15 protein-coding genes are annotated in these 16,609 nt (G+C 46.9%); 1 reads left to right on the top strand and 14 read right to left on the bottom strand.

Translation table 11 applies throughout. The features are described from left to right. Window positions 1–320: 320 nt before the first annotated feature. The 10 genes from NE473_RS23390 to NE473_RS23345 form a co-directional block, all read right to left on the bottom strand. Window positions 321–1,469: a glycerate kinase family protein gene (locus NE473_RS23390; RefSeq protein ID WP_155560960.1), complete on the bottom strand. Its 1,149-nt coding sequence runs from the start codon at window positions 1,467–1,469 to the stop codon at window positions 321–323. A 47-nt stretch (window positions 1,470–1,516) separates the two neighbouring features. Further along, window positions 1,517–2,236: a sulfite exporter TauE/SafE family protein gene (locus NE473_RS23385; protein WP_243145815.1), complete on the bottom strand. Its 720-nt coding sequence runs from the start codon at window positions 2,234–2,236 to the stop codon at window positions 1,517–1,519. A 90-nt stretch (window positions 2,237–2,326) separates the two neighbouring features. Beyond that, window positions 2,327–3,757: a sodium/glutamate symporter gene (locus NE473_RS23380; RefSeq protein WP_243145814.1), complete on the bottom strand. Its 1,431-nt coding sequence runs from the start codon at window positions 3,755–3,757 to the stop codon at window positions 2,327–2,329. Between the two features lie 20 nt (window positions 3,758–3,777). Beyond that, the gene (locus tag NE473_RS23375) at window positions 3,778–5,100 is read right to left on the bottom strand and encodes a C69 family dipeptidase (protein WP_256265398.1); all 1,323 of its coding nucleotides are present in this window, start codon (window positions 5,098–5,100) and stop codon (window positions 3,778–3,780) included. A 152-nt stretch (window positions 5,101–5,252) separates the two neighbouring features. Further along, window positions 5,253–6,392: a CdaR family transcriptional regulator gene (locus tag NE473_RS23370; protein ID WP_207746983.1), complete on the bottom strand. Its 1,140-nt coding sequence runs from the start codon at window positions 6,390–6,392 to the stop codon at window positions 5,253–5,255. A 35-nt stretch (window positions 6,393–6,427) separates the two neighbouring features. Further along, window positions 6,428–6,955 (bottom strand): shikimate kinase, encoded by a 528-nt coding sequence (locus tag NE473_RS23365; RefSeq protein ID WP_155560957.1) that lies wholly within the window; start codon window positions 6,953–6,955, stop codon window positions 6,428–6,430. Continuing rightward, the gene (locus tag NE473_RS23360) at window positions 6,952–7,641 is read right to left on the bottom strand and encodes a flavin reductase family protein (protein ID WP_118041814.1); all 690 of its coding nucleotides are present in this window, start codon (window positions 7,639–7,641) and stop codon (window positions 6,952–6,954) included. Before NE473_RS23360 ends, NE473_RS23365 begins: the two co-directional genes overlap by 4 nt. Window positions 7,642–7,682: 41 nt before the next feature. Next, complete coding sequence (locus tag NE473_RS23355; protein ID WP_006774968.1) at window positions 7,683–9,353, bottom strand: putative manganese-dependent inorganic diphosphatase; 1,671 nt, start codon at window positions 9,351–9,353, stop codon at window positions 7,683–7,685. A gap of 467 nt (window positions 9,354–9,820) precedes the next feature. Continuing rightward, the gene (locus NE473_RS23350; RefSeq protein ID WP_055650872.1) at window positions 9,821–10,606 is read right to left on the bottom strand and encodes a histidinol-phosphatase HisJ family protein; all 786 of its coding nucleotides are present in this window, start codon (window positions 10,604–10,606) and stop codon (window positions 9,821–9,823) included. Between the two features lie 15 nt (window positions 10,607–10,621). Continuing rightward, window positions 10,622–12,019: an MATE family efflux transporter gene (locus NE473_RS23345; protein WP_155560956.1), complete on the bottom strand. Its 1,398-nt coding sequence runs from the start codon at window positions 12,017–12,019 to the stop codon at window positions 10,622–10,624. Window positions 12,020–12,226: 207 nt separating this feature from the next. Here NE473_RS23345 and NE473_RS23340 point away from each other — a divergent pair, with 207 nt between their 5' ends. Next, complete coding sequence (locus tag NE473_RS23340; RefSeq protein ID WP_006771832.1) at window positions 12,227–13,138, top strand: AraC family transcriptional regulator; 912 nt, start codon at window positions 12,227–12,229, stop codon at window positions 13,136–13,138. Between the two features lie 93 nt (window positions 13,139–13,231). Here the strand turns inward: NE473_RS23340 and NE473_RS23335 are convergent, their stop codons facing one another. From NE473_RS23335 to NE473_RS23320, 4 genes are all read right to left on the bottom strand, one after another. Continuing rightward, on the bottom strand, window positions 13,232–14,014 hold the full coding sequence (locus NE473_RS23335; protein ID WP_022030428.1) for a glucose 1-dehydrogenase: 783 nt from the start codon (window positions 14,012–14,014) through the stop codon (window positions 13,232–13,234). Between the two features lie 116 nt (window positions 14,015–14,130). Next, entirely contained in the window at window positions 14,131–14,679 is a 549-nt protein-coding gene (locus tag NE473_RS23330) for an AraC family ligand binding domain-containing protein (protein ID WP_022030429.1), read from the bottom strand. A 20-nt stretch (window positions 14,680–14,699) separates the two neighbouring features. Beyond that, window positions 14,700–15,881 (bottom strand): helix-turn-helix transcriptional regulator, encoded by a 1,182-nt coding sequence (locus tag NE473_RS23325; protein WP_138313504.1) that lies wholly within the window; start codon window positions 15,879–15,881, stop codon window positions 14,700–14,702. A gap of 274 nt (window positions 15,882–16,155) precedes the next feature. Further along, window positions 16,156–16,524 carry a desulfoferrodoxin family protein gene (locus NE473_RS23320; RefSeq protein ID WP_006771828.1) on the bottom strand — a complete coding sequence of 123 codons (369 nt, stop codon included), beginning with the start codon at window positions 16,522–16,524 and terminating at the stop codon, window positions 16,156–16,158. Window positions 16,525–16,609 lie beyond the last annotated feature (85 nt).

The following is a 16,609-nucleotide window of genomic DNA, read 5'->3' as shown; positions in this document are numbered from 1 at the left end:
AGAATAAGGGATACCACATCCTTTCAGACCAGCGGATAACGGTGGTCTATTTGTTGTACCTGAAATTCAATCAACAATAAATTTTGAAAATTTTTCATTTTCCTATTGACTTTTTATTTGCAGGCTTAAAAGTTTTTTCATACTTATGTTAGCAGGAAATTAACTGAGTAAATACCTTATTGTTGTAAATGGTTTGTAAATTATTTGTATAGGCAGGAATTTCACAACAAGGATTCCGGCCCGCTAAACTTTTAGGTAACAAAAATGGCCGGAGCACATCATGGCTCCGGCCGCAATTCCTTTTATTTTACCTATTATGATTATGATCTGTCATGAAGTCTCATTCCCGCCTTTACCATACGAAATGCCCGCTCCGCCGCACCGGCGTACAGCTCTTCCGCCCGTTCCAGCGCCTCATCGAGCCCCATGGCCCCGTTAATGGTAGTGATGATGCTGTCAATCCCATGATCGAATATCATCTCCGCCTTATCGCCCATGCCGCCGACAATGGCTATAGCCGGGATTCCCTTCTTGCGGCAGCGATTGCCGATTCCGCTGGGAACCTTTCCAAAGGCAGACTGCCAGTCGATTCTTCCCTCACCGGTTATGACCAGATCCACCCCTTCCAGTAGTTCATCAAAATGAATCAGATCCAGCACCGTCTCAATTCCCGACTTCATCTCCGCTTTGAGAAATACGCTGAATGCCGCTCCCAGCCCCCCGGCCGCGCCGGAGCCTGGTATCTGGTCCACATCGATCCCCATTTTCTCCCGGATCAGAGCCGCATAATGAATCATTCCCTGTTCCAGTTCGTCTAAGATCTTCGGAGTGCCGCCTTTTTGCATTCCAAAGGTATAGGTCGCTCCGTCAGGACCCGTTAATGGGTTGTTTACATCGCACATGATGGTAAACTTCGCATCTTTCACTGCACCGTGAAGTCCTCTGATATCAATGTCAGCCACCCGGGCCAGGTCGTTTCCGCATCCGGAAAGTTCCTCTCCGTTCTCATCCAGAAATCGTATCCCCAGCGCACGCATGGCGCCCATACCTCCGTCGTTGGTGGCGCTGCCGCCGATCGCAATCGTGATGTCACGACAGCCGCGGTCAAGGGCAGTTTTAATCAGTTCACCGGTTCCATACGAGGTCGTCACTCGGGGATCTCTTTTATTTACTGGTACCATGGGCAGACCCGAAGACACTGCCATCTCAATGACCGCCGCCCCATCTCCCGACTCTCCATAATAGCTGACCACCTCTTCCATTAATGGACCGTGTGCATTTATCTCGTGAACTGATCCATGGAGCACGGATATGACGGCGTCGATTGTACCTTCCCCTCCATCGGCCACAGGAATTCCCACAGTCTCGCAGTCTGGAAATACTTTTTTTGCAGCTTCAGTCAGAAGAGCGATAATCTGTTCCGAAGTCAGCGTTCCTTTGAATGAGTCTGAAGCAAATAAAAATTTCATTACCACCTCTCCTGTCATAGCAAATTTTATTTTGAGAATAAATTCTATCAGATAACCAGGCTGACCCCCGAAATGATCAATAACAAATAGGTCAAGTGCACAAACCGTTCCTGTTTTATCTTATTATGCAGATAATTTCCCAGAACCAGTGCAAGAATAACAGGAATCATACACATTCCGGTAAGGCGCAGGGTATGAAATGTAATTCTTCCGAACCAGATATCCTGAAGCAAAATTATGGTATTCAGCATTAACCAAACTGGCGCAAGCGTAGCGCGGATTACACCTTTCTCCTTTATTACCGCAGTAACATAGACTACAAGCAGTGCCCCTCCGGAAAGAAACAGACCGTGAATGATCCCTGCAGCCAACACAATTATGATCAATATCCCAGCCGGCAGCTCCATTCTTTTTTTTGATGCCAGCCCGTTCACTGCAACAGCAATAATGAGAACACCATAACAGACTGACAGAAGCTTAACAGGAAGAACAGCAAACAGATACAGACCGATGACCATCCCCAACATCATGAGTGAGGTGATTTTTACCAGCTCTTTTCTGTTGATTTTTTTATAAGTTTTAACTGCAATCGTACTGCTTACCATGAGTGCAACCATGTTTAGAATAACTTTTGCCTCCTCAGCCCCAATCAGCAGCATAGATGCAGGCATTGCAAGCATGGTTCCGGCAAATCCTGTAATTCCTTCTATAATATTAGCAAAAAGAACGATAATAATAAATAGATATTCCCTTATATTTCCAGACATTTCTTCTCCTGTCCCTAAAGAAAGAGAGGCTCTCCGGACCATCAGCCTTTACCGGAGAGCTCCCGCATATCCATATAATCCTCTCTCTGCTTACTGGGCCGCCTTCTGTTCTGTTTCATCATCCAGGGAGTAATAAAGTTCTCCCTTCCTGTAGTCATAGGTCTTCTTGCCCCATACGCCAGTAACAAGCATTGCTGCCATAAATGCAACGCCAACTCCTATTAAAGACACAAACAATGCCGTCGTCGAAATTTCTCCGGCTGAATAAGCAATAACCGCGGGCATAACAACGTAACAGGCCGGTACATTAATTACATTCATTGGACCCATTTCTTCCAAAACTGTAGTTTTCCGATCCGGATCTACCATTCGAACTAATGCCTGTCCTGTAGCATTTGTTCCCGTCATTGCTCCCCATACACCGAGAGAACGCTCGAATCCATATTTTCCTCCCATTCTTTCTCCAAAATAACGGGTAATGATATAGGTGAAAACCGTTGTAATCAGTACGAGGATCAGAATCGGAACCAGCCATTTTCCTACTACTTCAAGAGATATGGCCATAAATGCACTTGTTACCATCATGTCAATACAAAATCCTGACAGATGAATCTGTGTTCCCCTGTCCAGATACTTTGACAGCCCCAGTTTTCCAATAATCCATCTGATTACATATCCGCAAAGCATACTGTTCAGATATAAAAATCCGGAAAATAATGTTCCTATGTACCCCGGTACCAGCGCCCAAAGTTTACCGATATACATACCGCCTACCCAGGCAATACCAACTAAAGCCACATGGAAAGCAAGTGTATCCACATTTCCGGGATGTGTTGTCTGTTTCCCGTAGAATTCCTGTTCATCCGGCTCGTATAACCCCTTTAACATACTTTCGCCGATCTTACCGCTGTATGGTGCAAGCCCTTTTTTAATTCCTTTTTTTGCATAAGGCACCCCAATCAGAAATGCAACCAGAAATCCCATTGCCGCAAAAGTGACACCTACCTGCACAGCATCCGCTACTCCATTTGCTTCCATCATTCCGCCATAGTTAACCGACTGTCCTGGTCCCTGCGCAAATGCAAAGGGAAGCTGCAGACCGTGAATCGCAGGCATACCAAAGTATTTTCCAATCACCTGCAGTACAAGAAATCCGATAAGACCTGAAAACGCATACGGAATGACCCAGATAAATCCCATTCCGCAGATACCGGAAAACTGGCTGTTCGCAAGCTTTTGTCTGAATGACTGGCCATCTGCAGTTTTTACAGTCTCCTTTTTCGCCGCCAGAGTAACGCCCATATTGGCAAATGTAAAGATCCACAACAGGTTGGCAATATCCCCAAATTCACCAACCGTACAGTCCGTAATAAATCCCAGATTCATTACTATAAAGCCTATAACACCACCAATTACACTTGCAGGTACCAGATTATTGCGTAAAAAAGGTACTTTCGCCCTCAATACCACTCCCGCTATAATCATAATTCCGGTCCATGCCAATGCCGCCATACTGATCATAAGTAAATCCCCCATTCATTTTAAAATACAATCTTCGCCCGTTTCTTTGCTACTTCATTTGCCTCCGCCTTCTGTGGCTCTCCGGATGCGCTGGGATGGCAGGTAATCATATGGTACATGTTATCTGCCGCTTTCAGCATTTCCTCCGTATTTGCTTTGATTTTCTCATTTGCAGGTGCGCCATGTTCCCTGACATCTTCTAAGTATTTTTCTTCCAGCTGTCTCTGAACAGTTCTCCACTGCCCAATGTACTTTGGATAATCCTGTTCCATCGCATACTGCATTCGTTCAAACTGCCACCATGCAGAATTTTCCGTGTAACACTGCTCCGCATGGGAAATAATTTCAGGAAGCTCTGACTCTACGGTATACGGTGCAAAAATTGACATACAAGGTACAGAAAAACAATTCCACCAGACAGGCGTCTCTCCTTTTGCAAGCTCTATATGAGCGGCAGCGGCAGTTCTGCTGGCTTTCTCATTGATTGCATGCATACAGATGCTCACGTGAAGACCATCGGCCGGGCTCCATCTCGGTTCAATAATTTCTCCCTCAAAATGGTCTCTCTGTATCATTCTGATCACGTTTAAATCAATACTGCCCTTATGCTGGTTCAACAGTTTATTGAGTCTCGCATATCTTGGATGGGCCGCCCGATGCTTTAATCCCATCGCACTATATACCTTTGCAAAATTAAACGGAACATCACGGCTGACCCAGCCATTCTCATATGCGTATTCTTTCACATCACCTGAGTCTTCATCCCATTGCTCTTCCGTACTGTAGCAATTGGAAATTCCCGCCACATCCTTAACCCTGCGCGCCACCCATCTGCGGCCGCATGTATCCAGGATCCATGCCTCATGATCATCTGCAATCAGAAACGCATTATTGTACCTGTGTTCCATGCCCAGCGCTGCATTTCCCCCCTGTCCATACTGTTTCAAGAGTCCTGTAATAACATGAAGCGCTTCATATGCAGTTCTTCCCCGCTCTAATCCCAATCTGAGAAGGTCCATCCCCAGCAGACCGTCTTCTTTTTCTTCCGGCTCTCTCGCCCATACCGCTTCGTTGCCGATCACCACGTGGTGCTCATTCATACCGTGCTCAAATCCCCATATCCAAAATGGTTTTGATCCCAGTACCCGGTAAGTATGAGCAGCCTGTGGTATCTTAATATACGTACATTGAACCATTTCATCCGGCTTATGATCACCTGCCGGATATACCACCAGCGGCTGGGCTTCTGTCAGCGGTCTGTCACTGTTTTTCGCAAAGATTAAATTTCCGCTTTTTGTACTGTTTCCCAGGGCAACCATTGTATCACAGGAAAAAACCTCCATATCTTCTCCCCCTCCATTTTTTTTGATATATTTAGTATAGCGAAAATAAATTCTTCTGTCATCGTTACCGAAAACGAAAAAAGCTGCCGCATATTTGTTATAAGCGACAGCATATCTTGTATTTTATTTATTTTTCTATACTATTTGCACAATTAAAAGGAATAAAAAAACTTGATAGCAGTTTGATACAGTCCCGCACATGACAGACTTCTTGGGTCGTACCCCGTTATGGAGGCAAGCTTCTTCAGTTGATACTGCAAAGTGTTTTTGTGAATAAACAGTTCGCTGGCAGTCTCTGTTATCGAACCTTCACATCGGTAAAATACTTCCAGAAGGCTTACCCACTTTGCAATTTCTTCATCCGATATAAACGCAAATATACGTTTAACATACTCTTCCCTTGTGGCCCTCGATACCTCATCAACGAAAAGTCCCAGGGTCAGCTGATTGTAGCAGACCAGCCATCGGTCGTTAGAAGCCATTGCGACCAATAAACTTTTACATGCCTTTGTATATCCGCTTCTTATATCTGCACCCGAATACAACGACTCATCCAGGCCGGCTTTTATCTCGATTCCTTCCGGCAGAGTAATCCTCTTCCTGATATCTTCTGCCGTTCTTTTTACCTCTTCACTGTCTTTTCCCGGTATAAAGATACTGAGCTGTGTCAGTTCTCTGTAAACCAGTATCTGTTTCGCTTCTGCCTGATATTCATGTACTTTCTTTTCTGCCATATCAAGATATTCATAAATTTGTTTTGGCCGCTCTCCCCTGCTCCCATCTTTAAAGGACACAGTCAGACATGCCCGGGCTAAAACCGCATCAATTCCTATAGAAAAACCATATTGATAAAATTGTTCCGGGATCCTGTCAAACTCTTCAAACAACAGTTTATAAACGTACTCTCGTCTGGAAGCTTCATCATGCAGCTCTCTGTTTTTCAAATATGATTCCATCAATAAGATTTCCGTTGCCTTCCGTATCAACTGAACATACTGGCTGATCTGATCCCACTCTCCAGTAATTCCAATCACTCCGACAATTTCACCCTGAAAATAGATGGGCATATTAATTCCCATTCTGGAGCCGGAATACTCCTGGTCCGTATAAATAGTTAAACAATCCAGTTTTTCCTCTACAATTTTCTGTGCCCCCCGATGAAACGTTCCAACCCGGTCAGAAGCTGTGCTGGCAATAATTCTTCCGGTTTCGTCCATTAAATTAACATTCTTATTAATTGTATTACTGATTTCATTAACAATTGTCTTTGCCACATCCTGGGTAATTCTCATCCTGTGCTCCCCCTCTCCTTTTGCCGGTCCGGATATCACGTTCTGAGTCCATACATATCTGTCAGCATTTCCCTTAACTTATCAACCGTCTGTCCCGCGTCCAGCCCCGTCTCATCCACAGTAATATCCGCGTATCTCTCATAGTAAGGCACACGCTCCTCATAGAGATCCCGAAGCGTCATTCCATCCTTTAACACGACTCCCCGGTCCACCAGGTTCCCCAGCCTGGCTTCTACCGCCTCGTAACTGAGCTTTAAATAGACCACCGTACTGATCTCCTTTAAATGTTTCATGGCTTCCTTCCCATAGATCACGCTGCCTCCCGGGGCTATGATACTTTTATGTACGGAAATTCCGGCATTTACCCGGTTTTCCACTTCCATAAAGCCGTTTAATCCTTCTTCGGCTATGATTTCCTTTAACAGCCGACCTTCCTTTTCCTGTATGACGATATCCACGTCCACAAAGGAATAACCGAGACGTTTTGCAAGAAGTACACCTACTGTGCTCTTTCCCGATGCCGGCATTCCGACCAGTGTGATATTGTCCAGTTTCTGCATCATTTGCTCTTCCTCCTGTTACCCCCTGCGCGTTTTGCTCCCGTGCCTTTTACGGAAGCATGTTTCTGATTGTCACGTTTATTTCCGATATTCGTCTTCTCCGCAGAACCGCTTTTCTTCCCGTTTCCCGTCTTCTTCACCGAATACCCGAAGCTTCCCAGTTTTTTCCCCAGTTCAAAGTACTCACCGTGAGAATATGCCACCAGCCCGGTACTGTTTAAAAGGAACTTCCCATTCTCATCCATAAAGTTCTCATTCACGGAAACACCCACCACTTCCGCCAGAAATAAATCATGGGTGCCCAGTTTCTTAACTTCCGTCACCCGGCACTCCAGGTTTACGGGACTCTCCCCGATTCCCGGTGTCTTTACAAACTTTGAAGGCGACGGAGTCAGCTTCATCTCTTTATATTTATCCACATCACGCCCGGACTTCACACCGCAGTAGTCCGCGGCGAACACCAGATCCTTTGTAACCAGATTCACCACAAATTCCTTCGTCTCCATCAGGATTGCGTGGGAGTACCGTTCAGGACGGACAGAGATAGACAACATGGCCGGTGATGAACAAACCGTCCCTGCCCACGCAACCGTGATAATATTAGGCGTTTCGCCCTCCCGCCCACAGCTTACCATAACCGCAGGAACCGGATACAGCATATTACCCGGTTTAAAATATTGTCTCGCCATCATAATTCCTTTCCAGCCGCAGCTTCCTTTCCGTCTGTGGCCTAAGCCTGTACTGCCAGCATGATGCCTGGAATCAGCTGTTTCTTCCTGGATACCACGCCGGGAAGGCTGACCACGTGATCTTTAACGCCCATGCCCTCTTCCGAGTAAGTGCGGAAGGCGCCGGCAATCATCTGCTCTGCGCCCTGGCCTTCACAGAGAAGCTCTGTGGACTCGGTCAGAATATTGGTCAGCATGAAGAACATCATATCCATTCCATGTTCTTCCCTGGCCTTCGCCATATACGGCAGCATACGGCCCTTTAACTCCTCCAGCTCTCCGGCATTTAAGGAGCTGATCTGGCCGACACCGAAGGATACCTTTCCAACAGAAAACTTCTTGAAATCCTGATAGAATATTTCGACATCGGTTTTCCCTTTCAAATTGCTTCCGGCTGCAAACATGGCGGACGCATAAGTCTCCACCTCCACTCCGGCGATTTCAGCCAGATGAAGCGCCGCCCTCTTATCCACATCGGTACATGTCGGCGACCGGAACAGCAGCGTATCGGAAATAATCGCGCTGCACAGCAGACCCGCAACCCACGGTTCAATCTCCACACGATTTTCCTGATACATCTGATAGACGATGGTCGCAGTACAGCCAACCGGCTGATTGCGGAAAAATACCGGCGCAATCGTTTCCACCGTTCCCAGCCTGTGGTGGTCGATGATTTCCAGAATCTCGGCGCTCTCCATGCCTTCCACCGCCTGGCTCCTCTCATTATGGTCCACCAGAATGATCCGTTTGCCCTTGGCTCCCAACAGGTTCCGGCGTGAAATCATGCCGCGGTATCTGCCGTTCTTATCGAGAATCGGGAAATCGCGGTGACGTTTGCTTGCCATAACATCCTTGATATCATCGATATAGTCATCCATCTCAAATGTAATCAGCGCCTCTGTCTTCATAAAATAGCTGATAGGCATGCTCTGATTGACAAGGCGGGCCGCCGTAAATGTGTCATACGGCGTCGTCATAACCGTGCATCCGTGTTCCTGTGCCAGTTTCTTTATGGTCATGGAGACAGCCGCTCCCTCGCACACAATGATGCAGGCGGCATCCATCTCGATTGCACAGAGCTGGGATTCATAGCGGTTGCCAAGAATGACCAAGTCCCCCCTGGAAATATAATACTCCATCATATCCGGATTGGCCGCAGCAATGAGGACCTTTCCCTCGCTGAAATACGACGTCTCATCCCCCACGACCATGGCGCCCTCCAGGGTCTCCACGATATTGGCATACTGTGTATTGGCCTTGGACAGAATACTGCTGTCGTAGACGTTCATATAGGATTTGGCGATATCACCTACTGTGATGAGTCCTTCCAGCAGCCCCTCCTCGGTGACAGCCGGAATGGTGACGACGTTCGCCTCCTGCATGAGATTCCAGGCCTTCTTTAGCGACAGATTCTTTTTCACGCCTGCCGTCTCCCTGATTTCAATATCGCGTACCTGTGTTTTCACGTTTTCCACAAATTCCGGGGCTTCCACATTAAAATGCTTTAAGACAAACTGTGTTTCTTCGTTGACTGCTCCGGCCCGGCCCGGCTGATAATTCTCCCCTGTAATGCACCGTTTTAAATTGGCATAACAGATGGCCGAACAGATCGAATCTGTATCCGGATTCTTGTGACCGATAACAATTGTTTTTCTGCTTATTTTCTCTCCCATGAAGCCTCCTTATATTTTTCATAATCTGTTTACATGAAGTTCATATTTTATTCATATGTATTTTTTATACTAAATGCATAGGAAATCATTTATGCGAATTGATTATATCGTCAAATTGCACATAGATTTTTCATAATTGCCCCGGTTGCTCGTCGACCGGGGTCTCCTCATTTATATGAGGATTTTTTTGTTTAAATTCACAGCTCCTGTCCGGTCCGGTCGTTTTCAAAGAGGCACGCAAACCTGCGGCACGCGTGTTCATTATATCATAAAGTGTCATTAAAATCACAGGGTTTCTGCCATCTTCTGCAGATGCACAATCAATTGGATTATAGTATACCATATCCTCAAAAATTGTAAACATCCGAAGACTGGGCAAATACAAAATTTAAAACGGCACTGCAAACCGGACGAAAGTGTTGAACTTTCCTGTTTGCAGTGCCGTTTCTCTTCAGAGCAGATTTTATTTACAGGCTGTGATAAACCGGCTCCATATTTGAAAAGGTGTTAAACGTCTGATACCCCATTTCCTTCAACACCTGTTTCACTTCCGCAATATGGTCACCGAGATGCACCGTCTCATGAGTATCGGACCCGATGGTCAGTATCGTCCCTCCCAGCTCCCGGTAGCGTCTCAATATGGCGCGGCTCGGCATCAGATCCTTTAAGCCGTATTTAAAGCTTGATGTATTGACTTCAATGCCTTTTCCGTCAGCAATCACCTGACTCAGAATCCGGTCCACCATCCCCATGATCCGGTCGTCCGGATAATCTCCGAAGCGGTCATACCTCTTTATCATGTCCAGATGCCCCAGCACGGAATACTCCTTATACTGCCGGATCACATCGTAAATCGCCTCGTAGTAGGCCGTCTGATACTCTTCCTGGCTCTTTCCCTCCTGGAACGCATAGTTCCAGAATTCCCTGTCTCCCACCTGATGGTTGCTCAGGATTACGAACTCGAAGGGATACCATTTAAAATCACGGCGGAACAAAGGAATGGTGTGGCTCTGCACCCCGAATTCTATCCCCGCCTTTATAGTGATCCTGTCCCGGTATCTCTCCTTAAGCCTGTCTGTCTCTTCAAAATATGCCTCATAGTCACAATTCAAATCCGTCTTCACACCGTAATCCACGTGCTCTGTAAAGGCAATCTCATCAAGTCCGATGGCCACGGCCTTCCTGACCATGTCCTCCATGGGACACTCAGAATCATCACTGTAATACGTGTGTGTATGGTAATCCGCCAGCATTTTTCCATCTCCTTTTTATTTCTGCAGCGGGATTTCTGTCTCTGCATTCCCGCTGAGAACCGTTTCCTCCCTGGTCAGATTTCTGACCCACTGATATTTTTTATAATGACGGTAAACCGCCGGAAGCTTCACAAATTCATCCAGATTCAGCAGAAAATAGACCGCCAGCACCGGGAGCTTAAAGACAAACGCAGCCAGCAATCCGACTGGCACGATAATGATCCACATGGTGACCGTATCACACAGAAAACCAAACTTCGTATCACCGCCTGCGCAGAAGATCCCCGCCACAACCGTCATATTAGCCGACTTCGCAATCAGATAATACGCACACATAAACAGCATCCCCTGCAGATAAGCCTGCGCCTGTGGGCTTAAGTTAGCGGCATATCGCATGATCCAGGGACTGAACGCCAGCAAAATAACACCTGACACAGCTCCCATCACCAGGGACAGGCGGCAGAGCCGCCCTCCGTACTCTCTGGCGCGAACGAGATTTCCGCTCCCCAGCTCATTTCCCACGATAATACCGCTTCCGGAACCAATACCGATGCATAAGCAGGATATCAGGTTTTTTACAATTCCGGCTATGGAGTTGGCCGCCACGGCATCGCTCCCCAGATGGCCCATAATAACGGTAAACATCGTAAAACCGCAGCCCCATACCAGTTCATTTGCCATAACAGGTGTCGTGTATTTCACAAAATCTTTCCTCAGTACGGCGTGTGATTCTTTCAGAAGGCTCCAGCGAATCCGGACCACATCGTCTCTGCGGTTTTCCCACATTGCCAGAATCAGCTCTGCCGCTCTGGCCGTCACGGTTGCCACGGCCGCCCCGCCGATCCCCAGCTTTGGAAACCCCAACAACCCGAAGATCAAAATTCCGTTCAAAAAAATATTTAAAACCATGGAAACAGAGCCAAACACCGTACTCTTAAGAGTTCTGCCGCTGTTTCTCATGATACACAGATAGATCTGCGAGATTCCCGCCAGCAGATAAGACCAGCTGACAATCCTCAAATATTCGGCCCCCAGCGCGATCAGCGTCTCATCATTCGTAAAGATATGCATCAGCACACGCGGACAGAGCGCCGCCGCCGCGAAAAACAGAAACGATATCACAAAAGAATACTTCAGGACAATCGCAAGAATCTTTTCCACAGACAGCCTGTCGTTCTTTCCCCAGTACTGCGCCGCCAGAATGGTCGTCCCGATGGTCAAAGCTGCCCAGAACAGGCTCAGTACAAACTGCACCTGTGCCGCCAGCGATACCGCCGATAAGGAATCCTGGTTCACCATACCGAGCATCATGGCATCAGAAGCGCTGACCAGGGCCGACATCAGATTCTGGAATGCAATCGGAAGAACCAGTACAAATAAATTCTTATAAAAGTGTTTGTCATTTTCTCTCATTGGAACTCCTTAAAAGTAATAGTTAAGTTATCGCTGTTAAATCACATTTTATAATTATATTACTTGAAGTGCAGCTCCAATATCTGTATAATCGTTTTATATTATAACAATCGTATTTTATTTCGTGGTTTTATAAAATGAATCCCGACCGCCAATGCCCTGAAATCAGAACCTCCGCCGCCTTCACCAAATGAAAGGGTCAAAAATATGCTGAATAACGAGGAAAAAATAAACGTTGATATCATGCAGGACGCTTCCGAGATCGTCCGTTACGACGAGACAGGCATACCGCTCTACATACAGACAGGCGAATTGTCCCGGTATCCGGACAGAAAAGCACTGTGCCACTGGCACGATGACCTGGAATTTATCAGAATTGTACATGGTGAGATGAATTATTATATTAATGGGAAGAATCTGGTTCTGAAAGAACACGATGGGATCATGGTCAACACGAGGCAGATGCATTACGGTTCCTCCATTAACCAGAACGATTGTTCCTTTCTCTGCATTCTTGTTCATCCTGCGCTGTTTTCATCAAACAGGCTGATTTATCAGAAGTATCTGCTGCCGCTTCTGGAAGACCGCGAGACTGAATTTGTATATCTGGATTCCGGCCGACCCGATCACGGATTTATACTGGACTGCCTGATGGAAATGACACAACTGAAAGAACACGGTGAGTATGGATATGAACTGGAGATCATCGGATTATTCTATCTCATATGGAGACATCTGGCCCGGCAGTTCAAGGCCGGTAAAACTGCCGCTCCGGGCATTGAAGACATGGATACGAAAGTTCAGAAAGATATGGTTTCCTTTATTTACCAGCATTACACGGAAAAGCTGACGCTCTCAGCCATAGCCGCCTCCGGCGGAGTGTGCCGGAGCAAATGCTGTCAGATATTCAAAAAATACTTATGCCAGTCACCGATTGATTTTTTAAATTCCTACCGGCTGGAGGTAAGTTCCCATCTTCTTAAAAAGACGGATAAAAGCATTACAGAGATCGCAACAGAATGTGGATTTAACCACTTAAGCTACTATTCCGAGCTGTTTATGCGCCATTATGGCTGCACACCCAGACAGTTTCGCAGTCAGCATCCTGCAGACAGCTGACAAGCCGGTATGGGGGAAGGTAATCGCTGCCGGATTGTCAGCACAGTTCAACGGTTCGTTAAAACGAACGGAATGCAGGTTTATCTCGCGTTTTTAATAGGCACTCCACCCCCCGTCTATCGTCAGCGTCTCACCGTTGATGAAGGAAGCAGCGTCAGAAGCCAGGAACACCGCCGCGGTGGCAACTTCATCTGCGGATCCGTTGCGGTGACGGCCGGCATTGCCCGTTACCGCCTTCGTAAATCCCAGCTTGCTGGGTTCCCGCATTCCGCTTCCGATGTTACTCTCGATCGCGCCGGGACACAGGGCGTTGCAGCGGATTCCCGCATCAGAATACATGAACGCCACATTCTTTGTCAGACCTACTACGGCAAACTTGGAGGTCGTGTAGGCCAGACCGCCGCGGCCGGCACAGAGTCCGCTTAAGGATGCCGTATTGATGATGGTGCCCTCGCGGTTTTCTTTCAGGAAATACTGAACCGCTTTCCGGCATGCGTACATAACACTGTTTAAGTTAATGTTCATGATTCTCTCCCACATGTCGTCCGGCATCTCGGCAATCGGAAGAAGATTATCCATAATACCGGCATTGTTGATGACCACATCCACTTTGCCAAATGCCTCGATGGTATAGTCAATCATAGCTTCTACTTCCTCTTTACTCGACACATTCACCCTGCGAATCTTAAGCTTATCTCCATACTCCGGCTCCAGTTCTTCCTGAAGTACTTTCAGGCTCTCTTCGTTGATATCCGCAGCCACCACGGAGGCGCCCTCCGCCAGATACCGCTCCACCATAGCTTTTCCGATTCCGGAACCTCCGCCAGTGATTACAGCGGCTTTCCCCTTTAACGCCCCGATCATACATTTTGTCATACTGATATACCTCCTCTAAACTTATCTGACCCTGTCAGAATTTTGCCTCAGTATAAAATAATTTTAGAGGAGTGTCAATACAGCCATTTTTTTCGTTTATTTTTTGACAAAACCGGTTAAAAACTGGAACAGTCTATTACTTTTCCATGTTTCCGGCAGAGAACCATAATCCGCATCATAAGCGAAAACTGCATTTTTCCGCCGTAGCAGTCCGTCGATTCATTTTCCTTCAAAAGCCGGTCCCACAGCCGCTCCACACGGCTTCCATATTCCTGGTCCAGCCGGTAAACAGAAGGGTTTTCTTCAAAAACCGGCACCGGACGGTGGTACGGAGGTATGGCAAACAAAAACAGCATCGCCCCCATATTCATCACGCATTCTTCCCCTTCCAGCTCACCGCCTTCCTCCGCCTGCATCTTCCAGATATGAAACGGATAAAGAATAAATACCATGCCTGGCTCCAGCGGATAAATCCGGTTGTTTAAGTACATGCGCCCTCTTCCCTTCCGTATGGACAGCACGGTCACATCCTCCCTGTTTTCAAAGGCCCCCTCCCCTTTGAAGCGAAAGGAGCGCGCCTTCAGCCTTTCCGGCAGTAATTCCGGTGAAAAATACTGTTTTCCGCGAAACCCGGAGTCTTCTCTCGTCTCCAGTGAACATTCCATATTTCTTCCCTCCTGTCACCTTATCTGCTTTCATAACCGCCATGTACGGAGAAACGCCGGTACTCTCCGGGCGTCATTCCGTGACGCTCGGAAAAGATTCTGATAAACGTATGAGAACTGTTATACCCGCACGCAAATGCAACATCAATCACCGGCATCCGGCTGTTTTCCAGCAGCGACTCCGAATACGTCATTCGAAGCTCTGTGAGAATCCCGCTGTGATCCAGACCAAAGTTTTCCTTCAAAAGGGGATTTACAGAATTCTTCTCCATGTATAAAGCTTTTGCCGTGTCCTGCGTGGTCAGAGGTTCCCGGTAATGGCCAAACAGATGGTTAAGGATCAGCAGCGCCCGCACGTCAATATGAGCCGCCTCGTTACCGCCTTCCGGAAGGACGGCCTTCTGGTACTCCTGAGGCGTCATCCCCATCACCTGTTTAAAGGATCTGTAAAAAGAAGTCTCTGAATGGTATCCCACATAGCGCGCGATATACTGCATTGTCAGGCCTCCAAAATGCATCATATCACAGGCCCGGTCCACCCTCGCACGGTTTAACAGGCTTGCAAAGCTCTGTCCTGCCACAAGATTTAACTGGCAGCTGACCACCCGGTCCGTGACACCATAGGCAGACGCAAGCTTTTCCCTCGTCAGATTCTCATTGCTGTAGGTAAAAATATGCTGAAGCAGCTTCCAGGCCAGACTTCGCTCAAACCTGTTTTCCTGCCCTTCCTGCCGCTCATACTCCCTCGCTGAATACCGGAGAAACAGCGTGACGATCTCCAGAAACAGCGAGTATCCATGTACGATATCTGCTGCTTCGCTCCCGGATCCCTCCTCGATCAATTCTTCCATCAGTGATCTGACATATTCCTCATTTTCCCCGCGCAGCATCACCACAGGGGAACTCTCTGTCAGGACAGTCATCGTAATTTTCAAACTGTTCCGATAGGCGATATAAGAGGCTGACGCATAATCAAATGGACAGCAGAACAGCTCCAGAACCTCCCCCCAGTCCGGTTCGAACTGATAGATATGGTACGTGTGAAGCCAGCCAAAGCTCCCTTTTTTAAGTTTCAGCTTTACTCCGTTTACATGAAGAATACCACTGCCGGAGGCAGTAAAAAAAATCAGGGATTCACACGCAAATACAGGCGGAGACTTCTCTGTAATGACTCGTTTTTCGGGATTGAATCCAAACTTCATGACGTCCCTCCTTTTTCCACGTTTCCTTCACTCCAGACCGGAGTTATCCACTTTGTAAGTCTTTTTCCACTTTTTATACCTGTTATTTTACTTACAAATACAGGTTATGTCCATACTATTGTAAATTTTTCCCACTTATTCTTCCTGTTTGTTAACAATCAAACGGGTTTGCCCACAAATTATCTATAAATTTTTGAGATTACAACATGGCCGGATGCAAAAAAACAGCGCCTGAGGCGATCTGCTTCAAGCGCTGTTTCTACATTTTAACTGCTCATGCCTTCCATAATCCATGCAGATTACAGTACGCATATACCTCTAAGACCTCATCATCCTCGCTGATCATAAACTCTGCCTGAGGCTCCTGGCCCGGTTTCAGTTCTTTCCTCTGATTGCCCTGCTTTGTCGCCAGCGCAATCCATTCGATATAATGCTCTTCAAGCATCGGATGGCTGGTGGAACCTACCGTTACAGTTACCTTCTGACCATCTGTATGTATCACGGGGACATGTTTTTCAACCGCGGCATCCGTGGTATTAGGAACCAGTTCCTTCATGGCTTCCCCACAGCAGACGACAGGAACACCGCTGTTTTTTACATATGCGATAATATTTCCGCAGTGGCTGCAAACATAAAATTTCATAAGAATACCCCTTTCGTTATGTAATATCTATAGTTTGAGTTTACCACATTTATTCCTGATTACAAGTCTTTACGGGCATATTAAC

Origin of the sequence: Hungatella sp. SL.1.14 (genome assembly GCF_024460495.1) — a bacterium.
GTDB lineage: Bacteria > Bacillota > Clostridia > Lachnospirales > Lachnospiraceae > Hungatella > Hungatella hathewayi.
Note: the sequence above shows the minus strand (reverse complement) of the source record. Positions and strands in the feature narration are given on the sequence as shown.